We start from the raw sequence: 20,814 nt of genomic DNA on the forward strand, positions 1-20,814 counted from the left end.
GGCGGCGGCAGCCCGACCGCGGGCGGCCTGCCCTCGGCCGCGACCAGCGGCAACCCGATCGGCGGGGCGAGCGGCGGCAACAGCAAGATCACCTTCGACAACCCGCTCGCGCTCACCGCCACCGGGAGCTACCTCGGCAAGACCAAGGCCGACGTCACCCCGGTCTCGGTGGTCAAGGGCACCGCGGCCGAGATCGCGCCGTACAACTGGAAGCCGGCCGACACCGCGGGCAGGACGCCGTACTACGTGACGGTCAACTTCACCAACCGCACCGGCGCCCCGCTGCAGGACGAGTACTTCATGATGCGGTTCAAGGTGCAGACCGAGCCCAAGGGCACCGGCATCCTGTCCGCCCCGACCGTCCTGCGGTCGATCCCGCAGTGCGACTCCGGCAAGAAGCCGGGCACCCTGGCCGACGGCGAGACCCAGCAGCAGTGTGCCGTCTATCTCGTTCCGGACGGCACCCCGCCGCAGTTCCTCGTCTTCGGTAGCGTTCTGGACACCCAGCCGCTGATCTGGAAGGCCAGCTGACGCCTCCGCCTCCCGATCGAAGGGGTAGCGGAACAGCAGCGTCCGGGCGGTCCGACGGGTGTCCCACGACACGCGCCGGGCCGCCCGTTCGTGCCCCTAAAGTAGGCAGGCATGCAGGTCATCCAGTCCAGCAAGCTCGCCAATGTCTGTTACGACATCCGCGGTCCGGTGCTCGAAGAGGCCATGCGGCTGGAGGAACAGGGCCACCGCATCCTGAAGCTCAACACCGGCAATCCGGCACTGTTCGGCTTCGACGCGCCGCCGGAGATCCTCCAGGACATCCTGCGCAACCTCTCCTCCGCGCACGGGTACGGCGATTCCAAGGGCCTGCTCTCCGCCCGCCGCGCCGTGGTGATGCACTACGAGGAGCGCGGGCTGCACGGCCTGACGGTCGAGGACGTCTTCCTCGGCAACGGCGTCTCCGAGCTGATCCAGCTGGCGATGACCGCGCTGCTGGACGACGGCGACGAGGTGCTCGTCCCCGCCCCGGACTACCCGCTGTGGACGGCCTCCGTCTCGCTGGCCGGCGGCACCGCCGTCCACTACCGCTGCGACGAGCAGTCCGACTGGTACCCGGACCTCGCCGACGTCGAGGCCAAGGTCACCGACCGGACCAGGGCGATGGTGGTGATCAACCCCAACAACCCCACCGGCGCGGTCTACCCGCGAGAGGTGCTGGAGGGGCTGGTCGCGATCGCCCGCCGGCACCAGCTGGTGATCTACGCGGACGAGATCTACGACAAGATCCTCTACGACGACGCCGAGCACGTCCCGCTGGCCACGCTGGCACCCGACCTGTTCTGCGTCACCTTCAACGGCATGTCCAAGTCCTACCGGGTCGCGGGCTTCCGCTCGGGCTGGATGGTGCTCTCCGGGGACCGCACCCGGGCCCGCAGCTACGTCGAGGGCCTGACCGTCCTGGCCTCGATGCGGCTGTGCGCCAACATGCCGGCCCAGCACGCGGTGGCCGCGGCGCTCGGCGGGCGGCAGTCGATCAAGGACCTGGTGCTGCCCGGCGGGCGGCTGCTGGAGTCCCGGGACGCCGCCTACCGGCTGCTCAACGAGATCCCCGGGGTCAGCTGTGTGAAACCGAGGGGCGCGCTGTACGCCTTCCCCCGGCTGGACCCGAAGGTGTTCAAGATCAAGGACGACGCCCGGATGGTGCTCGACCTGCTGCGGGCCGAGCGGATCCTGCTGGTCCAGGGCTCCGGCTTCAACTGGCCCGAGCCGGACCACTTCCGGCTGGTCACCCTGCCGCGCGCGGAGGAGATCACCGACGCGGTCACCCGGATCGGTGTCTTCCTGAGCGGCTACACCCAGCCGTAGCGCCCCCGCAGCGGGGTTCCGGAACACCGGGCCCGGCCGCGGCGCACTCGGGGCACTCGGGGCACTCGGGGCACTCGGGGCACTCGGGGCACTCGGGGCACTCGGAAAAACGCTACGGCCGGAGTCCCGGTCGGGCGATCTCCTTGGTCGGGGAAAGATCGTCCGTCGGGTCTCCGGCCGTCCTGTCGCTGACCGGTGCGCGTTTCGTGCGGCACACCGGTCTCTCTACCGCTCCTGCTGAGGCTCAGGCTCAGCCGAGGCGGGCGACCAGGTCTCGGTACTCGTCCCACAGCTCGGTGGGCGTGTGCTCACCGAACATCTCCAGGTGCGCGGGGACGAGCGCGGCCTCCTGACGCCAGATGTCGGCGTCGACGGTGAAGAGCAGGTCGAGGTCCTCCTTCGACAGCTCCAGGCCGTTCAGGTCGAAGCCCTCGACGGTCGGCAGCACGCCGATCGGGGTCTCGACGCCCTCGCCCTTGCCCTCCAGGCGCTCGACGATCCACTTGAGCACGCGGCTGTTCTCGCCGTAGCCCGGCCAGACGAACTGGCCGTCGGCGTTCTTGCGGAACCAGTTCACGTAGTAGATCTTCGGCAGCTTGGCGGCGTCGGCCGCGGCGCCGATCTTCAGCCAGTGGGCGAAGTAGTCGCCCATGTTGTAGCCGCAGAACGGCAGCATCGCGAACGGGTCGCGACGCAGCTCGCCGACGGTGCCCTCGGCGGCAGCGGTCTTCTCGGAGGCGATGTTGGCGCCCAGGAAGACACCGTGCTGCCAGTCGCGGGACTCGGTCACCAGCGGCACGGCGGTGGCCCGGCGGCCGCCGAACAGGATCGCCGAGATCGGCACACCCGCCGGGTCCTCCCACTCGGGGGCGATGGTCGGGCACTGCGCGGCCGGGACGGCGAAGCGGGCGTTCGGGTGCGCCGCCGGGGTGCCGGACTCCGGCGTCCAGTCGTCGCCCCGCCAGTCGATCAGGTGGGCCGGCTTCTCGTCGGTGAGGCCCTCCCACCACACGTCGCCGTCGTCGGTGAGCGCGACGTTGGTGAAGACGGTGTTGCCCCAGAGGGTGTCGATCGCGTTGGCGTTGGTGTCGACACCGGTGCCCGGCGCGACGCCGAAGAAGCCGGCCTCGGGGTTGATGGCGTACAGGCGGCCGTCGGCGCCGAAGCGCATCCAGGCGATGTCGTCGCCGATCGTCTCGACCTTCCAGCCCGGGACGGTGGGCTGGAGCATCGCCAGGTTGGTCTTGCCGCAGGCCGACGGGAAGGCGGCGGCCACGTACTTGACCTCGCCCGACGGCGGGGTGAGCTTCAGGATGAGCATGTGCTCGGCCAGCCAGCCCTCGTCGCGGGCCATGGTCGAGGCGATGCGCAGCGCGTAGCACTTCTTGCCCAGCAGGGCGTTGCCGCCGTAGCCGGAGCCGAAGGACCAGATCTCGCGGCTCTCCGGGAAGTGCGAGATGTACTTGGTGCTGTTGCACGGCCACGGCACGTCCGCCTGGCCCTCGGCCAGCGGGGCGCCGACGGTGTGCACGGCCTTGACGAAGTCGCCGTCCTCGCCGAGCTGGTCCAGCACCGCGCGGCCCATGCGGGTCATCACGCGCATCGACACCGCGACGTAGGCGGAGTCGGTGATCTCGACGCCGTACGCGGCCAGCGGGGAGCCGACCGGGCCCATCGAGAACGGGACGACGTACATGGTGCGGCCCTTCATGGCGCCGCGGAACAGGCCCTGCTCGCCCTGGAAGATCTCCCGCATCTCGGCGGGGGCCTTCCAGTGGTTGGTCGGGCCGGCGTCCTTCTCCTGCTCGGAGCAGATGAAGGTCCGGTCCTCGACCCGCGCCACGTCCGTGGGGTCGGAGGCGGCGTAGTAGGAGTTGGGTCGCTTGTCCTCGTTGAGCTTCTTGAAAGTGCCCTGGGCGACGAGCAGGTCCGCGAGGCGCTGGTACTCCTCCTCGGAACCGTCGCACCATTCGACGCGGTCCGGCTGGGTGATCTCCGCGATCTCGCGCACCCACGCCAGCAGGCGCTGGTGGCGGGTCGGCGCGGCGCTGAGAGCAGCCGAGTTCTCGTTCGACACGATCGCTCCGTTTCACGCCATCCCGGCGGGGAGACGGCGTAGCGGGGGTTGAGGGTGCTTGCAGCGTAGCTCCGCACCTTGGGCCGGAACGCGGCAAGAAGGCAAAGTTGACGCATCTTTTACTACAGTAAGGATGATTACCAGCCAGTAGCAGTGCACTGCGAGGCACCTCGGCCCCCCTCCACCCCCTCTGCCAATGCTCCAAAACGTCCAAGTCGTGATGAGCGCCACTTCCTACGGGTGGGTAACCTACGGATCCGTAGGTAGCGGGTAGCATGCGGCTCATGACTGCTGAGCTCTTGGAGAGCGCGGAGCGTGCGCCGCTCAAGCCGAAGTGGCGCGGTTGGCTGCACGCCGGAATGTTCCCCGCCACCGTGGCCGCCGGGATCGTGCTGATCTGCCTGGCCGAACCCGGGGCCCCGAGAGTCGCGTGCGCGATCTACTCGGTCAGTGCCTGGCTGCTCTTCGGGGTCAGCGCGGTCTACCACCGGTTCACCTGGGGCACGCGCGGAGACGCGGTCCTGCGCCGGCTGGACCACGCGAACATCTTCCTGATCATCGCCGGCAGCTACACGCCGTTCACCATCCTGCTGCTGGACGGCGCCGCCCGGCAGGTGCTGCTCTGGGCGGTCTGGGGCGGTGCGCTGGCGGGGATCGCGTTCCGGGTCTTCTGGGTCGGCGCGCCGCGCTGGCTGTACACGCCGGTGTACATCGCGCTGGGCTGGGCCGCCGTGTTCTACCTGCCGGACTTCCTGCGCACGGGCGGGGTCGCGGTGATAGTGCTGATGATCGTCGGCGGGGTGCTCTACAGCATCGGCGGCGTGGTGTACGGGCTCAAGCGGCCCGACCCGTCACCCCGCTGGTTCGGCTTCCACGAGGTGTTCCACGCCTTCACCCTCGGGGCCTTCATCACCCAGTACGTCGGCGTCTCACTGGTGGCCTACAGCGCGGCCGGCTGAACCCGGCGCCCCATGACGGGCGGTCGACCGGTCGTGCGACCGGACGGCCGCCCGTTCCGCTGTCCACTCCCGGACCGGGCGCTCGTGCGACGCCCGCTCGTGCGGCGCGTGCTCGTACGACCCGTGCTCGCGCGGCCCCTCGCGCCGACGCTCGCGCGACCGGTCGTGGTGGTCGTGACGGTCGTACGCGTGCGGGGTCCGCGGCTGGCGCCCGGCCTGCCGCGCGTCGATCGCCTCCCGGGCCCGGCGGCAGCGCTCGCAGTGCGCGGCGTCCACCGTGCCGCCCGCCGTCCGATGGCCCTTCGGCGCCACCCGGCGGTCCGGCTCGGGCGCCTGGCGGAGCAGCCGCCAGCGCCGGCCCACGTACACCATCAACAGCAGCACCTCGACCCCGGCGACCAGCAGCACCAGTGCGGCACCGTTGATCAGATAGGCCGCGACCACGGCCAGCGCCGAGGCAACCACCACTGCGGCGCCCCAGATCTGGGCACCCGACTCCCGATCGGCCATTTCGGCTTCCCCTTCCTGCGCCGGGCTCGTGGTCGGCCCGTGCCGCCCCACCCCTTCTCCGCTCTCGGCACGCACCGGTCCGCACTGACCGACGGCCACATGGTATCTACCGACAGTCACCCGTAACCGCCCAAAGGCGGCGAACGACAGATCAACGTTGCGTCAATTCCCCGTGCGGAACGCGCACTTCCAGGACACATCACGGAGGGTAGTCGATCCGGAACCATGATTCGGCATTGACGGGCACCCATATTCTGGGAGTTACTGTCATTTGACAGAGACTCCCCTTTGCAGGCCCCGGAGGTTCCCGTGTCCACCCCGCCCACCGACCAGGCGGCCCCACCCGGGCCGGACCCGCGGCGCTGGCTCGCCCTCGTCGCGGTCGCACTCAGCGTCCTCGTGATCAGCTTCGACATGACGGTCCTGAACGTGGCCCTGCCCACGCTCGCCTCGCAGCTCCAGGCCACCACCGGGCAGCAGCAGTGGATCGTCGACTCCTACACCGTGGTGTTCGCCGCCGTGATGCTCCCGGCCGGGCTGATCGGCGACCGCTTCGGCCGCCGCTTCACCCTCACCCTGGGCCTCGGCCTGTTCGGCCTCGCCTCGGCCGTCGGCATGCTGGCCGACAGCCCGGGCACCCTGATCGCCGCCCGGGCCGCGATGGGCCTGGCCGGCGCGCTCGTCATGCCGATGTCCATGGCCGTGATCCCCGGCCTCTTCCCGCCCGCCGAGCAGCGCCGCGCCACCGCGATCCTGGCCGCCGCGCTGGCCGTCGGCACCCCGCTCGGCCCGCTGATCGGCGGCTTCCTGCTCCAGCACTTCTGGTGGGGCGCGATCTTCGCGATCAACCTGCCGCTGGTCGTGATCGGCATCACCGCCTGCACCCTGCTGCTGCCGGAGACCCGCAACCCGGCCGCACCCCGGATCGACCTGCCCGCCACCCTGCTCGGCGCGGGCGGACTGGCCGCGCTCACCTACGGCATCATCGAGAGCCCCGAGCGCGGCTGGAGCGACCCGCTGGTGCTCGGCACGGTCGGCGGCGCGCTGGTCGCGCTAACCGCGCTGGTGCTGCGCAGCCGGCGGCAGCAGGCCCCGATGCTCGATCTGGCCCTGCTCGCCGACGGCGGCTTCCGCTGGTCGACGGTGGCCGCGACGCTGGTGTCACTGGTCCTGTTCGGTGCCTTCTTCGTCCTCCCGCTGTACTTCCAGAGCGTCCTCGGCGCCGACGCCTTCGGCACCGGTCTGCGGCTGATGCCGATGATGCTCGGCCTGATGGTGGCCGCCCGGCTCAGCGACCGGCTGGTCGCCCGGACCGGCCCCCGGGCCGTGATCGTGCTCGGGCTGGCCCTGCTGGCCGGCGCGCTGCTGATCGGCAGCCGCACCGAGGTCTCGGACGGCTACGCCCTCGCCGCGGTCTGGCTCACCCTGCTCGGCGTCGGCATGGGCCTGTCCCTGATCACCGCGCAGGCCACCGCCCTGCTCACCCTGCCGCCCGCCCGGGCCGGCGTCGGCTCGGGGCTGCTGCAGACCTTCCGCCAGGTCGGCGGCGCGATCGGGGTGGCCGTGTTCGGCAGCCTGCTGGCCGACTCCTACCGGGGGGCGCTGGACACCGGCGGGCTCGCGGCGGGCGCGGCCGAACGGGCCGGACGCTCGGTGGTCGCCGCCGACGCGGTCGCCGCCGCGACCGGCGACCCCGCCCTGGCCGCCTCGGCGCACGGTGCCTATGTGCACGGGATGACGGTCGTGCTGCTGGTCTCGGGGGTGATCGCGGTGCTGTCGGCGGTGCTCGTGGCGCTGCGGATGCCGGCCACCGAACCCGCCGGGGCCACCGCCCAGCAGGAGCCGGCCGCCGCCGGGGGTGCCGGGGCCGGGAGTGCCGCCGCCGGAGCGGCCGCGCCCGCCGGAGAACCGGGAGAGCCCGGGCAGGCCGTCGTGCCCGCGACCGATCACGGATAATCGAAGACATGAGCGCACCGCAGTCGGCAACGGCACCTCCGGCCGGAACGGGCAACCCGATCCAGGCGATGCTGGAGGCGCCGTTGTCGCTGCGCGAGCGGAAGAAGCTGAAGACCCGCCAGACCATCCGGCGCGAGGCCTACCGGCTGATCGCCGAGCAGGGCTACGAGAACACCACGGTCGACCAGATCGCGGCCGCCGCCGAGGTCTCCCCGTCCACCTTCTTCCGGTACTTCGCCACCAAGGAGGACCTCGTCCTCACCGACGAGTACGACCCGGCGATGATCGACGCCCTGCTCGCCCGCCCCGCCGACGAACCGTTCCTGCGGTCCTGCCGGGAGGCCCTGATCGGGCTGCTGCGGCAGCTGCTGGAGCACGAGCGCGAGGAACTGCTCGTCCGGATGCGGCTGACCAAGGACGTGCCCGCGCTGCGCGCCCGGATGATCGACAGCGGCAATGAGTCCCAGCAGCTCTACCTCACCGCGTTGACCCGGCGGGCCGGGGTGCGGGAGCCCACCTACGCGATGCGGATCATCGCCGCCGCGATCGGCGGCGCCACCACCGAGACCGTGCTGCAGTGGGCCGAGGGCGGCGGCACCGAGGACATCGTCGAACTCGTCCACCGCACCTTCGCGATCCTGGAGGACGGGTTCAGCGAGGCGTGACGCACGGCAGGACCGGCGGCCGGGCTGAACGCCCCGCCGCCGGTCCTGCCGTCCGGGCCGATCCGCTAGCCGCGCGGATCCGCCGAGCGCACCGCCGCCCGCCGCCGGAGCGCCAGGCCCGCGCCCGCGAGCGCGGTGACGCCCAGGGCCGCGACCGCCGTCACGGCCGGCAGCGCGCTGCCGCCGTTCACCGGTGCACCGGCGGCCTGCTGGGCGCCGGGCTCGTAGCCGCCGCCCTTGCCCGCCCGGTCGTACGCCGAGCCGGGCAGCTTGTCGCCGTACCGCTGCCGGACCAGCCCCTGGTACGAGGCCAGGCTCACCCCGGCCTCGCCCACCGAGCGGCGCGCCTCGTCGTCCAGCGGCAGCACCCGGCCGTCCCGCAGCACGTACCAGGCGTTGATCTGCGGCTCGCGGAACGCCGTGCCGCCACCGCCGGCCGCCGCCCGCGCCGCGTAGTCGCTCTCGTCGCCGCCGGTGGCGATGTTGACGACCCGCCAGCCGCCGTTCTGCTTGACCGTCCAGACCGAGGCGATCCGGCCGTCCGCCGCGACCACCTTGCTCGCGGTGAACTCGGCCCGGGCCACCGGGGCGCCCGGGGCACCGGACACGAAGTCCGCGTCCAGCAGGTAGACCGGCACGGTGTCACCGGCCAGCCTGGGCGCGGCCGCCGCCGCACCCGAAGCCTCCTCGGCCGCCCCGACCGTCAACTGCCCGGTCGACGGGGCACCCTTGCGGGCGAAGAACCGGCCCACCTGGTCCAGCACCGCCGGACTCTGCACCGCGCCGCGGGCCTGGGCCAGCTCCGCCGCGGGCACCGGCTCGGGCACCCCGCCGGATCCGGCCGCGGAGGCGGCCGGGGCGAGGACCAGGCCGAGGCCGGCGGCCAGCAGGACGACCGACGCGCCGCGGACGGCCGCGGCATCACGCATGCTGCTCATGTCGCCCCTCACGCGCCGATCCGGTACAGGGAGTGGGTCCAGGAGAACGTGCCGTTCGACACGTAGTAGTTGTAGTCCGCCCAGTTGTAACGGGTGTTGGACGGCCACGGGTCGCCCCAGTAGACCCAGTTGTTGGAGGTGTCGAACCCGTAGACCACGTGCATGTGGCCGCCGCCGGAACTCCACTGGATCCGGGTCTCGATCGGCCGGTTGGCGTTCACCTCGGTCTGCACCGTGCTGTAGCGCAGATAGCCGGTGACGTAGGAGCCCGGGTTGATGCCGACCCAGCTCAGGCCGTTCTGCACATCGCCCAGCGTGGCCTGGCTGTTGGGGCAGCTGGAGTTGGTCGAACGGCCGAACGCGGCGTTGCAGAACTGGTTCTGGCTGTAGGTGTAGCCGTACCAGGTGGCGATGGTGTTGCCGCTCGCCGCCCAGCACCAGTTGGTCTGCTGTTGCTGCTGCATGGTGATGTTGAGCTTCTTGAAGGTGCCGGCCAGATCGGCCGTGGCACCTGCGGCCGCGGGCTGTACCCGCTGGGCCTGGACGGAGGCGGACGAGGCCGTGGGGGTGGCCTGGGCCGGCGTGACGGCCGCGACGCTGAGCGCCGGGCCGAGGACGCCGAGTGCGAGCACCGAGACGGTGCGACGCAGGCGTGTCCGTACGACTGACATGGGGGATTGTCCTCCTTGCGACAGGCAGAGGAGTCGAGAGGTGTGGGGGTGCGGTCCGGATCGCGCCACCGAGCATCGCGCTGTTGACATGGCCGGTCAACGCCCCTCGGAGCCCCTTCCGCCGGGTGTGAACGCACCCGCCCCGTTGTGAACGCCGGCCCGGGAACCCCAGCCAGTCACGCCCCGACCGGTGACAAACCCCCCTCCACATGTGAATATTCACGACCGACCGGGCCAGCCCCGTCCGCCCCCCGAGGAGGCCGCATGCAGCGGACCGACCACCCCGACCTCGCCACCGCGCTGCGGACCGGCCCGTTCCACCTCGCCCTGCGCACCGCCATCGCCGTCCGGGGCCTCGCCCTGCACCGGGTCCGCGACCACCTCGCGCTGCGCGGCGTCCACATCGGGGTCACCAGCCTCAGCTACTGGCAGCAGGGCCACCGCCGCCCCGAGCGGCCGGAGTCGCTGCGCGCGGTACGGGAGTTGGAGCGGGTCCTGGACCTCCCCGCGCACTCCCTCACCAGACTGCTGGGCCCCCGGCGCGGCACACCCGCCGAGCCGGCCGGCCCGCCCGTCCGCCCCTACCGCGACCTCATCAGCCCGGCCACCGCCGTCGACGACCTGCTCACCGAGCTGTCCAGCCCGCGCGACACCGGCCTGCACACCATCACCCACATCGAGCGGATCCGGATCGGTGCCGACCGCCAGCTGCGGCGCCGCGACTCCCAGCACGCCCTGCGCGCCCACCGGGACGGGATCGACCGCTACCTCGCCATCCACCAGGGCGACCCCGGCAGCGACATCACCCGGGTCGGCGTCCGCGCCGAGGAGAACTGCCGCCCCGGCCGCATCCGCCGCGACCAGGCCCACGACCTGCTGGTCGCCGAACTCCTGCTGGACCGGCGGCTGCGCGCGGGCGACACCCACCTGCTCGGCTACGGCTTCGACGACGCCCCGTCCCCCACCCCCAGCTGCGAGTACGTCCGGGGCTTCAACTCGGGCGCCGGGCAGTACGTCCTCCAGATCACCTTCCACCCCGCGGCGCTCCCCGTCCGCTGCCACCGCTTCGCCCGCCGCTCCCCCGCCGAACGGCCCTACGAGACCGAGGAGCTGACCCTCGACGGCCACCACTGCGTCCATCTGGTCGCGACCGCCCTGCGGCCCTGCCTCCTGGGCATCAGCTGGGACTGGGAGTAGCCGGACCGCAGCGACCCCGGCGCCGGCCCCGACCCGGCACCGGCGGCTACTGGTCGTACCGGCCGGGGTCCGACGCCAGTCGGCGGGCGTCGTAGCGAGGGTCGACGGTGCCGAACAACCGGTCCCAGACCGTGGTGTAGAAGCCCAGGTTGACCGAGGGGTCATGGTGGTGGCCGACATGGAACATCGGCAGCGCCACCCAGCGGAACACCGGCAGCCGCCGGACCCGGACCGGGAACGGCTCCACCCCGAGGTGCCCGAGCAGACCGAAGACCAGATTGACGCCGATGTAACCGGCCAGCGCCGCGGCGGACATCCCCGGCCAGAGGCAGAGCACCGCGATCCAGGCCCCGCCGAAACCCAGCACCTCCAGCGGGTGCAGCACGAACAGGGTGGCCGGGCGCGGGTCCGGGTAGGCGTGGTGCAACTCGTGCGCCAGCCGGTAGAGCCGACGGCGGTGGGCCAGCCAGTGGCCGCCGTACATCAGCGCGTCCATCACCAGCGAGAACAGCAGCAGATCGGCCAGCGCCCGCGGCCCGGTGTCCGCGGTGAGCCGGATCAGATCGGCTCGCCAGAGCAGCCAACCGACCAGCCCCAGGGCCGAGTTGAGCAGCACCGCGACCACCGTCAGCAGCCGTTCCCGGCCTTCCGGCGGCGCGGGGGCCGGGGTCAGCCGCCGGTCGCCGAAGCGGCGGACCAGCCAGCCCCCGGCCAGCAGGGCCACCACGAACAGCGCGAGGTTGCCGGCCAGTGCTCCGACCGCCGCCTCCAGCGGCCCCAGCCGGGCCGCCCGTGCGAGTACCGCGTCCACCGTCGCGCCCCCTCCGCCCGCCTGCCCTGCCCTGCCCCACCGGTCCGACGCCGGCCCGGCGCCGGTGGTTCCCGCTCCCGCAGCTGTCGGGCGGCGGCAGGCGAGCCTCAGTCGCCGAAGGCCAGCTCCACACAGTCCTCCACCGGCCGGTAACCGATCTGCTGGTAGATCGAGTTGCTGGTCGGATTGGCGAGGTCGGTGTAGAGCAGCACCTCCGCCGCACCCCGGGCGAGGGCGGCAGCCGAGGCGGCCGCCGTGACGCCGCTGGCGTAGCCCCGGCCCCGGGCGTCGCCCGGGGTGTAGACCGGGCCGATCCGCGACATCCCGGCGATCACCGCGCTGGCCCCCGCCACCGCGACCGGCCGCCCGCCGTCCTCCCACAGGTGCAGCTGGCCGGCGGCGGTCCGGTCGTCCACCACCGTCGCGAGGTTGGGTATCCGGATGTCCACCTCGTCGGCGAACTCGGCGAACCAGCGGATCAGCAGCTCGCGGTCGGCCGCTCCGGCGAGCCGGGACCGGCCGGACGGCGGACGCGGCGGATCGGCCAACTCGCCGAGCCGGTAGAGCCGTTCGTTCGTCCTGACGGTGCTCGTGGTGCCGGTGGCCTCGGCCCAGGCGGCCCCGAAGGCCAGCGTCGCGGGCGCACCGCCGGCCACTCCGGTGAGCGTCGCGGACCCGGCCGGCCGGGCGGCCGGCTCGGTGGCCAGTTCGGCGGCCAGTTCGGCCGCGGCCGATTCCGGCATCAGCCCCAGCCGCGGGGTGAACGGCGGCGTCCGCAGGAAGGCACCGGCGACCGGCCCGTCCGGCTCGGCGCTCCACCAGCCGAACACCGGCACGCAGTCGCCGTAGTAGTGCGGGCCGCGCGCCGCCAACCGGTCGGTGATCGTGAGCAGGACGGTGTTCTCGGCCGGGTGCGCGGCGAGGAACCCGCCGGCCCGGGCGCGGAAGTCGTCGAGGGAGCTGCTGATGGTCCAGGGCATGTCCCATGCTCCCCCGGCTCCCGCGCCTCCCACCACCGCATTTCCACTGCCGCTCTGCTGCTGCTCCTCTGCTGCCGCTCTTCTATTGCCGCTCTTCTACTGGCCGGGCACGTCCTGGAGCGCGCCCAGCCGGGTGGCGAGCACAGCCGGGTCGGTGGTCGGGGCGTCGCAGGTGAAGTGGCGGCAGACGTACGCGGCGGGCGCGCCGTCGACCAGCGGCCGGCCGGCCAGCAGCGGGACGTCGTCGCTGCCCGCGCCCGGCTCGCCGAACGCGACCACCGCGCCGGGCGCGGTGCCCAGCAGCGCGGTCCGGCGCAACGCGGCCGTCGCCGGGTCGCCGGCCGGACCGATCACCGCGACCTCGCGCGGCCCGTCGGCCAGCGCCTCGGCGGCGGCCAGGCCCCAGCCGACGAACCGGGGCGCGCGCGGCGCCAGCGCCCCGACGATGCCGAGCGCCCGCTCGGCGGCGGTCCGGTGGCGCTCCGAACCGGTGTAGGCGGCGTAGCCGAGCAGCGCGTTCGCGGCGGCGGTCCAGCCGGACGGGGTCGCATTGTCGGTCGGGTCCTGCGGGCGCCGGATCAGTTCCTCGGCGTCGTCGGCGGTGTCGTAGAGGGCGCCGGTCGCCTCGTCGGCGAAGTGCTTGAGCACCGTGTCGAGCAGCCCGCCGGCCAGCTGGAGCCACTCCGCCTCGCCGGTGACGGCATACAGCGCGAGGAAGCCCTCGGCGGTGTCGGCGTAGTCCTCCAGCACCCCCGCGTTGGCGCCGGGACGGCCGTCGCGGGAGGTGCGCAGCAGCCGGCCGTCGGGCGTGAGGTGGACGGCGAGCAGCAGGTCGGCGGCGCGTTCGGCGGCGGCGACCAGGTCGGGGCGGTCCAGCAGGGCGCCGGTCTCGGCGAGGGCGGCGATCGCGAGGCCGTTCCAGGCGGCGACCACCTTGTCGTCCCGGGCGGGCGCCGGGCGCTCCGCGCGGGCCGCCAGCAGGCGCGCCCTGATCGCCTCGTACTCGGCGGGGTCCTCGGGGTCGGCGAGGAGCTGGAGCACGGAGGTGCCGTGCTCGAAGGTGCCCTCGGCGGTGACCGAGAACAGCCGGGCGGCGGTGGCCGCGTCGGCCGGACCGAGCAGATCGACCAACTGGCCCGGCTCCCAGACGTAGTAGGCGCCCTCGCTGCTGGCGCCGGTCTCCTCGTCGAGGCTGTCGGCATCCAGCGCGGAGGCGAACGCGCCCTCGGGGGTGCGCAGTTCGCGCAGCAGGAAGTCAGCGGTGGAGAGCGCCGTCCGACGGGCCATCGGGGAGCCGGTCGCCCGCCACAGGTGCAGGTACGCGCGGAGCAGCAGCGCGTTGTCGTAGAGCATCTTCTCGAAGTGCGGTACCACCCAGCGGGCGTCCACCGCGTACCGGGAGAAGCCGCCGCCGAGCTGGTCGTGGATGCCGCCGCGGGCCATCGCCTCGCCGGTGCGGACGGCCATCTCCAGCGCCGCCTCGGAGCCGGTCCTGGCGTGGTGGCGCAGCAGGTACTCGATCACCATGGCCGGCGGGAACTTGGGCGCCCCGCCGAAGCCGCCGTGCCGCTCGTCGAAATCACGGCTGAGCCCGACCAGCGCCTCGTGCAGCTCGGCCTCCCCGGGCGGCGTGTGCACCCCGCTGCCGACCGCGTACACGGAGGCCCGCTCGGCCAGATCGGCCCGGATCCGCCCGGCGACCTCGCCGACCTCGTCGCGGCGGTCCCGCCAGGCCGCGTGCACGCCCTCCAGCACCTGCCGGAACGAGGGCATGCCGTGCCGGGGCTCGGGCGGGAAGTAGGTGCCGAAGTAGAACGGCTCCTTCCCGGGCGTCAGGAAGACGGTCATCGGCCAGCCGCCCTGCCCGGTCGCCGCCTGGACCGCCTCCATGTAGACGGCGTCGACGTCCGGGCGCTCCTCCCGGTCGACCTTGACGGCGACGAACCGCTCGTTGAGGTACGCCGCCGTGCCGTCGTCCTCGAAGGACTCGTGGGCCATCACATGGCACCAGTAAATTAGTAGAAGCATAAGTGACAGGACGCATAGCCCACACTCAAGAGGATGGGCACGTCCCGTCGCTTCGCTTCATTCATCGCCTCCTCTCCCCATGGCCACCAATCCACTGGGTTGGAGGCGTGCTGGAGCAGGTACGGCGACGTCGCGTTCGCGAGTCGGTTCATACCGTCATCGTCGCATGATCCAGACCGCCCGGCGTTGCTTTCGAGCAGCCAGGCCAGGAGTAAGACCTTGAGCACAACCCGTGACCAGAACGCCATGACCAACGTCTCGCCCGAGGAAACAGGGCCGGACGATCTTGAGCTGCGCGGCAGGCCCGCCGGGCTCGCTCCGCCGGAGGAGCTTGCCCTGCTGCACCCCGACACGCCCTTCTTGATCGCCTACTCCCGCATCTCGGACGACTGGCGCAAGAACAACAGCCAGAAGGCCGCCAAGTCCGCGTGGTCGGCTGGCAAGGGCGTGGCCAATCAGCACCGCCGCAACGACCGGAACGCGGCTCGCCATGATGCCGTGATCGTCCACCGCTACACCGACAACGACCTGTCGGCCTCGAAGCGCGACGTGGTCCGGCCCGACTTCCAGGCCATGCTCCGCGACCTCAAGCGAGGACACACCCCGGAGGGCTACCCGGTCCACGGGGTCATCTGCGTGGACCAGGACCGCGTGCAGAGGACAGACCGGGACTGGGAGGACTTTGTCGAGGCGATCACGCTCGATCCGAGCCGGCGCTTCTACACCCCGTCGGGGCCAATGGATCTCACCGAGGAAAGCGAGATCATCAAGACCGGCATCATGGCGGTGGTCAACAAGGCCGAGTCCATGAAGAAGAAGCGGCGAATTCGCGACTGGCACCAGGACCGAATACTCGACGGCCTGCCCCACAGCGGCCCGAGACCGTTCGGCTGGGAGGAAGACCGGGAGACGCTTCGGCTGGTCGAGTCAGACTTTCTGGCATGGGCTATTGACGAGCGACTCAAGGGGAAAGCAGTAAAGACCCTCTGCGACGAATCGAAGCGGCGCGGATTGACGGGCACTCGCGGACATGATCTCGTCCCGCAGACACTCACTCAGATGATGACCGCTCCTCGCGTGTGCGGATACCGCGCAAACCGCGGCGACCTCGCCCGGGATGACGACGGTGAGCCGGTCGTGGGCGTCTGGGAAACCGTGACGACACCGGAGAAGTGGGAGGCGGTGTGCGCCACCTTCGGGGCGGGGAGCACCTATCTTGCCCGTGGCTCGGGAACGCCGAGAATCACTGGAATCCCGAAGACCATCAAGTACCTGGGCTCGACACTTCTCCGGTGCCAGTACCGCATCGAGGAGGAGAAGGACGGGGCGGTGACGGCGCGCGTCTGCAACGAGCCCATGGGTGGGTCGAAGGCCGCGAGCAAGCGGAGCCCGTACGTCTACACCTGCGCGACGTGCTCGCGCAACGCGGTCTCCGGACCCATGGTCGACCAGCAGCTCCAGCGACTGGTGCTGGCGAAACTGAAGAAGGCCGAGGCTACATTCATTCCGGTCAAGGTCGCATGGCCTGACGAGAAGAAGCTCCAGCAGAAGGCGGACAAGCTCGCCGAGTTGGAACGGCAGTGGCAGGACGACGAAGTTCCCGACGCGATGTTCTACCGTTTGGCACCTCCTTTGGAGAGGCAAGTCAAGAAGTTGCGCAGCGAGCGAGCCAAGTTCGAGTTGGCAGCAGCGACGCATAATGAGGCGCCCGATGTAGTGGCCAAGAGGTGGGTAGCCGGCGAGTATGACCTTTCGCAGAAGCGTCAGGTGTTGTTCGAGATGTTTGCCGCCGTCCAGGTTCTACCTGGCCAGAAGGGGAACAAGATACCGAACCCCAAGAGACTCATCCCTGTGTGGAAGTAGCAGCCCCGGTTCTGAACGGACTGGGCTCCGCAGGAAAGCGGCGGTGACGACAATTCCCGGGTGTCGTCACCGCCACTTGTCCGGGTTTGCTTGAACCAGGACGGAGGCCGCCACAGTGCCCGGCCCGACGTGGTCGACCTCACCTCGCGGTCGGTCTCGCTCGCAGGTCGCGCGCCGTACGGTCGGAGGGGGACCAGGACCGCGAGCACGAACGGGACGAACGGTGGAGCACGACACGGGGGCCTCGATGATGGCCACCTGCACTCGGTGTAGGAGCGTTATCGAGCGGGCCCCGCACCCCTCCGGCGCCTGCTTCGGGTGGCCTTGTCACGCCCGCCCCCGACCCGAGGCTGCCGCCCGGCTCGAACTTCTTCTTCGACCCGGTCTCGACATCGTTCTGCCCGGCGCCCGGCAGACGGCAGAACCCTCCGAACAGGCCCAGTCCTCCGAGCCCCGCCGTCCGGCCAGGCTGAGCCGCCGCCGGCACTCTCCTGCCCGTAACGGTCAGGAAGCGGCGGGGCTGACGTAGTGGCGGGTGAGGAGGTCTTCGGCCCACCGCACGCCAGTGCTCAGGAGCGTCCCGCCGGGCAGGTCTTCGAAGGACGGCAGGTCGTAGCCGTACTGCCCGGTGGGCTCCTGGTACTGGGTGAGCCAGGAGAAGAGCTTGCCGATCCGGTCGCCGTCGGCCAGGTTGTTGTACCGCTCAAGTCCGGATTGGACCCTTCCCTCCAGCCCGTCCCTGTCCGCGACCTGCTCGATGATCCAGTCCACCGTCACGTCCTTGGCCGACGGCTGATCTCGCCCGGTGTAGACGGTCAGCGCGATGGTCGGAAGCGCGAAGCTCCACGGCCCTGAGCTGTACCCCTCCGGGGTGTTGACCGGTTCCAGCGCGGCGGCTGCTCGGCGCACTGAGTCATGCCAACGGTGCTCCAGCCAGCCAGCCTCTGGCATCTCATACGCCAGCCGCCCGGCCTGCCACCACAAGCTCTGCACGTCCATACCCACAACCTAGGGCTTCCACCTGTCTGCCGAGGCCGAACACCGCAAGCACCGTGATGGTCGGCCGGTCGCCTTCGTGGACAGGGGCAGTGGCTCCAGCCGATCGCCCGCCCCTGGTGCATGGTCACGCTGAGGACAGCCCAGAAGCGCCGAAGATCAATTAAGGCGCCGTCGCTCAAATTCGATCTTGGAATCATCACGCTGAGTGGCGTGACCTTCGCAACATGCCCGAACCGGACGTATCGAACTTTCCTCCTTGTACGATAAATCGTGGCCGCCGATCGACCGGCCACCGCGCACCTCAAGCACAGGCTCCTGACTACTGGCACCTCGCTACGAGTATCGGGGTGGGGCCGGCGGTGAACACCAGTATTTCAATGGAGCGATTATGCGTTGGCGTAGAGAGCGTTGGCGTAGAGCGATTATGCGCTGGCATGGAGAACCTTCACAGCGCGCACTCGTAAAGGAATGCGAGAGACTGCTCGTTGGCCTCCCCATCCCCACTCCTTTCAGCATTGAGGCACTGGTGCGGAATATGGAGCTGGCACTGGGTCGCCAGATTCGGCTAGTGCCACTGGATGACCCCGACGGGGGGTTGGGAACGGCATGTGGCCTCCGGGTTAAAACGCCGGAGTTCACGCTCATTCTCTATCGCCGCCGTTCAAGCAGAAATCAAACCGAACACATCATCCTGCATGAGCTTGCGCACGAATGGCTGGACCACGGGACCACCCTGACCTGCGCCGAGGTCGAGCGATACGTCCCTGAACGCATCCGCCAGGAAGTGATCCGCCGTTTCCCGTCGGCCCTGGTCCAAGGACGCGTGGACTTTGACAGCCCCGAGGAGAAGCAGGCCGAGCTTTCGGCCTCGCTGATAAAGCGGTTGGCGCGCCGCCAGTCGATAGCGGGAGATGACATGGTCAGCCTCCTGGAGTCGTCGCTTGCCCATCCAGTTGCTCCGCCGCGGCACAGACGCTAGCCCTGATTCAAAGGGGACCATCGAGGCGCTTTCTCCGGCCTCATAACCTACTCCACAGTCCACCCAATTGCAATTAAGACTGCGACCGGCCGACCTTCGGGACCGAGATAAGTGCAGCCTGCTCAGATAGTACTGGTTACATGTCGGACTACTTTAAATACCTGACTGCGGCAGTGATGACCGTAATCGTCGTATGGCGATTCCCCGCAGTTCGCTACGGCGACTTTCACCGCCGGGCGCTCTGGGGCGGCTACGCGGGATTCGCTGTAGCCCTGTGGCTCTACACGCCGGCAGTAATGAGTGTCGCGGATCGAATCCCCGTGGTGGACCTGGATGCCCTGCTGAGGCACTTCGCCAGCACTGCGGCGACCATCGCAGCTCTGACCTATGTGGCCACCAGCTATGGGAAGAGCACGGAGGCGGTGGTACCCCGTCACGTAGCGGTCACGCGCTGGATCGCCCGCGCATCCTATGGGGCGGGGGCTGTAGGCGTCACTCTGCTCACGGTTCTGTTTTTCACCGTGGTGGACCGCAGGGAGCGGAGCCAAGATTTCCTCATCGACCACGCTGGACAGTGGGGAGTGGCGGTCTACATGACCGTTTTCTACTTCTTCCCGCTTGTCACGGCAGCGGTGTGCGGTTATCAGTGGACCCGGGCAGCGCGACAGGCCGAGACCACGAGCATGCGTATCGGGCTGCGTTTGATGGGGATTTCGATGTGGATGGGGCTGGTCCATTCACTGGCCCGTCCCGGCCTCCTGTGGGTCGCGGTGGCCTTCCCTCTGAGCCCCTCCACCGTGCAGTTTGTCGTAGACGCCGAATCTATGTGGATGAACCTGCTTTTCCTGATCGTCGCCGCCGGAGCGAGCATTCCCACCACCCGCGCGGCGGCAGGCCGGTGGAAGACGTGGCGGACCCTGGCCAGGATCTACCCGCTCTGGTTTGACCTGGTGAAGGCGTTTCCAGGTACGAGCCTGTATCCGCCTGGGGGGCGCTTCACGGAACTTGTGCACATGCGCGTTCCCATCGACGTTCGCCTCGACCGGTGGACCCAGGATATTGCCGACGCTTGCGAGAAGTTGCGCTATTACGCTCCGCGAGACCTGATGTTCGCCGCAGAGGATGCTACCGCTTCGCATTCTGATCCCGAGCCGGCCGCAGAGGCGTACTGGATTAAGGCCGCGCTCCGGGCCGTTGACACCATGCCAGCGGGTGCGGACGCTTCTGCCCCTCTGCGGGAGAAGCCTTTCGTTGACACCGACAGTGAAGCGGCGTGGCTCGCACGCATCAGCGCGGCCTATTCGGGTATCACCGACGATCAGGCGGATGGGCTCCTCGTGGGCGCGGCAAGAGTGGGGATCGAAGCGGATCTTTAGCCCGCGATGAGTTCCGCCGGGTTATTCCTGGGGCAGCCTCATTCTCGGAGCGCCGGGTCATGGTGATCTTGATTAGCGTGTCGGCGAGTGATATTTGGCACCCTCCGCCGCATGAACTCGTTTGGTACCGTGGGTGTGCGGACAGATAGGTCTTGATCCGCCCACAGGTGAACCCTGGCCTGCGACGCACACCTAATGCCGTCACCATACGTAGCCGGGGCCGTGACGCTGTCCTGTCTTGACGAGCGTCCGAAATCTCAGCAATCACTGGAGTTCCCGCATGTCCAACCGCACTGGCCTCATCCTCGACTTCGGCGGAGTGCTGACCACACCGCTGCTGCCCGCCGTGCTCGCCTTCGAGCAGCGCGAGGGCCTGCCGCAGGGCGCCTGCCTCACTGCCCTGTACAAGGACGAGACGGGCGTCCGGATCACCAGCGACCTGGAGCGCGGCGCGGTCTCCCAGACCGAGTGGAACGAGTTCGCCGGCAAGATGCTGGGCGTGTCCCCCGACGGCCTGATGGGCCGCATCTTCGGCGACCTTCGCCCCGAGCCGCTGCTGATCAACGCGGCTGCTGCGGCGAGGCGAGCGGGGATCAAGGTGGGCATCCTGTCCAACAGTGTTGGACTCGCCCCGTGGGACCTGTACGACGGCTACGACCTGGAGCGGCTGTACGACGTCGTGGTGATCTCCGAGCAGCACCTCCTGCGCAAGCCCGACCCGGAGCTTTTCGAGATCACCCTCAAGCTCATGGACCTGCCGGCCGACGAGTGCATTTTCGTTGACGACACCGAGGCGTACGTCAAGGCGGCAGAGCAGCTCGGCCTCGCAGGGGTGCACAACCAGGACCCCAAGCAGACGGTGGCCACTCTCTCCGACCTGCTCGGCGTGGACCTCACCGCAGCGTAGGCCGGCGCCTCGGAGTACCGAGGTCATGGAACAGCGAAGGG

General features: G+C 70.2%; 17 protein-coding genes and 1 pseudogene. 10 read left to right on the forward strand and 8 right to left on the reverse strand.

Translation table 11 applies throughout. The features are described from left to right. Both BI06_RS18550 and BI06_RS18555 read left to right on the forward strand, forming a co-directional pair. Window positions 1-531, forward strand: a 531-nt coding sequence (locus BI06_RS18550; RefSeq protein WP_043469205.1) for a hypothetical protein, incomplete at its 5' end; no start/stop codon positions are given. Between the two features lie 111 nt (window positions 532-642). Further along, window positions 643-1,857, forward strand: coding sequence for a pyridoxal phosphate-dependent aminotransferase (locus BI06_RS18555; RefSeq protein ID WP_030397073.1), 1,215 nt, complete (start codon window positions 643-645; stop codon window positions 1,855-1,857). Window positions 1,858-2,107: 250 nt separating this feature from the next. Here the strand turns inward: BI06_RS18555 and BI06_RS18560 are convergent, their stop codons facing one another. Continuing rightward, on the reverse strand, window positions 2,108-3,934 hold the full coding sequence (locus BI06_RS18560) for a phosphoenolpyruvate carboxykinase (GTP) (protein WP_030397072.1): 1,827 nt from the start codon (window positions 3,932-3,934) through the stop codon (window positions 2,108-2,110). Between the two features lie 284 nt (window positions 3,935-4,218). On the opposite strand from BI06_RS18560, the gene BI06_RS18565 reads away from it, so the two are divergent. Continuing rightward, window positions 4,219-4,893 carry a hemolysin III family protein gene (locus tag BI06_RS18565; RefSeq protein ID WP_043469913.1) on the forward strand — a complete coding sequence of 225 codons (675 nt, stop codon included), beginning with the start codon at window positions 4,219-4,221 and terminating at the stop codon, window positions 4,891-4,893. Here BI06_RS18565 and BI06_RS18570 read toward each other — a convergent pair. Continuing rightward, the gene (locus BI06_RS18570; protein WP_043469207.1) at window positions 4,864-5,403 is read right to left on the reverse strand and encodes a hypothetical protein; all 540 of its coding nucleotides are present in this window, start codon (window positions 5,401-5,403) and stop codon (window positions 4,864-4,866) included. The genes BI06_RS18565 and BI06_RS18570 overlap by 30 nt on opposite strands. Window positions 5,404-5,712: 309 nt before the next feature. Here BI06_RS18570 and BI06_RS18575 point away from each other — a divergent pair, with 309 nt between their 5' ends. Beyond that, on the forward strand, window positions 5,713-7,359 hold the full coding sequence (locus BI06_RS18575) for an MFS transporter (RefSeq protein WP_051741236.1): 1,647 nt from the start codon (window positions 5,713-5,715) through the stop codon (window positions 7,357-7,359). An 8-nt stretch (window positions 7,360-7,367) separates the two neighbouring features. Next, complete coding sequence (locus BI06_RS18580; RefSeq protein ID WP_030397068.1) at window positions 7,368-8,024, forward strand: TetR family transcriptional regulator; 657 nt, start codon at window positions 7,368-7,370, stop codon at window positions 8,022-8,024. Between the two features lie 65 nt (window positions 8,025-8,089). Here the strand turns inward: BI06_RS18580 and BI06_RS18585 are convergent, their stop codons facing one another. Further along, a complete protein-coding gene (locus BI06_RS18585; protein WP_043469209.1) occupies window positions 8,090-8,962 on the reverse strand; it encodes a hypothetical protein in 873 nt (290 codons plus the stop codon). Window positions 8,963-8,970: 8 nt separating this feature from the next. Continuing rightward, complete coding sequence (locus BI06_RS18590) at window positions 8,971-9,633, reverse strand: papain-like cysteine protease family protein (protein ID WP_043469211.1); 663 nt, start codon at window positions 9,631-9,633, stop codon at window positions 8,971-8,973. A 264-nt stretch (window positions 9,634-9,897) separates the two neighbouring features. On the opposite strand from BI06_RS18590, the gene BI06_RS18595 reads away from it, so the two are divergent. Next, window positions 9,898-10,830 carry a hypothetical protein gene (locus BI06_RS18595; protein WP_030397065.1) on the forward strand — a complete coding sequence of 311 codons (933 nt, stop codon included), beginning with the start codon at window positions 9,898-9,900 and terminating at the stop codon, window positions 10,828-10,830. A 46-nt stretch (window positions 10,831-10,876) separates the two neighbouring features. Here the strand turns inward: BI06_RS18595 and BI06_RS18600 are convergent, their stop codons facing one another. From BI06_RS18600 to BI06_RS18610, 3 genes and pseudogenes are all read right to left on the reverse strand, one after another. Then, window positions 10,877-11,641 (reverse strand): sterol desaturase family protein, encoded by a 765-nt coding sequence (locus BI06_RS18600; protein ID WP_063794986.1) that lies wholly within the window; start codon window positions 11,639-11,641, stop codon window positions 10,877-10,879. Between the two features lie 107 nt (window positions 11,642-11,748). Beyond that, complete coding sequence (locus BI06_RS18605) at window positions 11,749-12,621, reverse strand: GNAT family N-acetyltransferase (protein ID WP_043469213.1); 873 nt, start codon at window positions 12,619-12,621, stop codon at window positions 11,749-11,751. A 96-nt stretch (window positions 12,622-12,717) separates the two neighbouring features. After that, window positions 12,718-14,801 (reverse strand): annotated as a pseudogene (locus BI06_RS18610) (thioredoxin domain-containing protein). 67 nt (window positions 14,802-14,868) lie between these two features. Here BI06_RS18610 and BI06_RS18615 point away from each other — a divergent pair. Then, complete coding sequence (locus BI06_RS18615; protein ID WP_149030396.1) at window positions 14,869-16,512, forward strand: recombinase family protein; 1,644 nt, start codon at window positions 14,869-14,871, stop codon at window positions 16,510-16,512. Window positions 16,513-17,016: 504 nt separating this feature from the next. Here BI06_RS18615 and BI06_RS18620 read toward each other — a convergent pair. After that, window positions 17,017-17,421: a hypothetical protein gene (locus BI06_RS18620; protein WP_149030397.1), complete on the reverse strand. Its 405-nt coding sequence runs from the start codon at window positions 17,419-17,421 to the stop codon at window positions 17,017-17,019. A gap of 625 nt (window positions 17,422-18,046) precedes the next feature. Here BI06_RS18620 and BI06_RS46475 point away from each other — a divergent pair. The 3 genes from BI06_RS46475 to BI06_RS18635 all read left to right on the forward strand — a co-directional run bounded on the left by BI06_RS46475 (window position 18,047) and on the right by BI06_RS18635 (window position 20,773). Further along, window positions 18,047-18,490, forward strand: coding sequence for a hypothetical protein (locus BI06_RS46475; protein WP_233290184.1), 444 nt, complete (start codon window positions 18,047-18,049; stop codon window positions 18,488-18,490). 140 nt (window positions 18,491-18,630) lie between these two features. After that, entirely contained in the window at window positions 18,631-19,866 is a 1,236-nt protein-coding gene (locus BI06_RS18630; protein WP_043469221.1) for an MAB_1171c family putative transporter, read from the forward strand. Window positions 19,867-20,146: 280 nt separating this feature from the next. Beyond that, window positions 20,147-20,773, forward strand: a complete 627-nt coding sequence (locus tag BI06_RS18635) for an HAD-IA family hydrolase (RefSeq protein WP_043469223.1) — start codon at window positions 20,147-20,149, stop codon at window positions 20,771-20,773. Window positions 20,774-20,814: the final 41 nt, after the last annotated feature.

The organism is Kitasatospora sp. MBT66, assembly GCF_000710405.2.
Lineage (GTDB): Bacteria > Actinomycetota > Actinomycetes > Streptomycetales > Streptomycetaceae > Kitasatospora > Kitasatospora purpeofusca.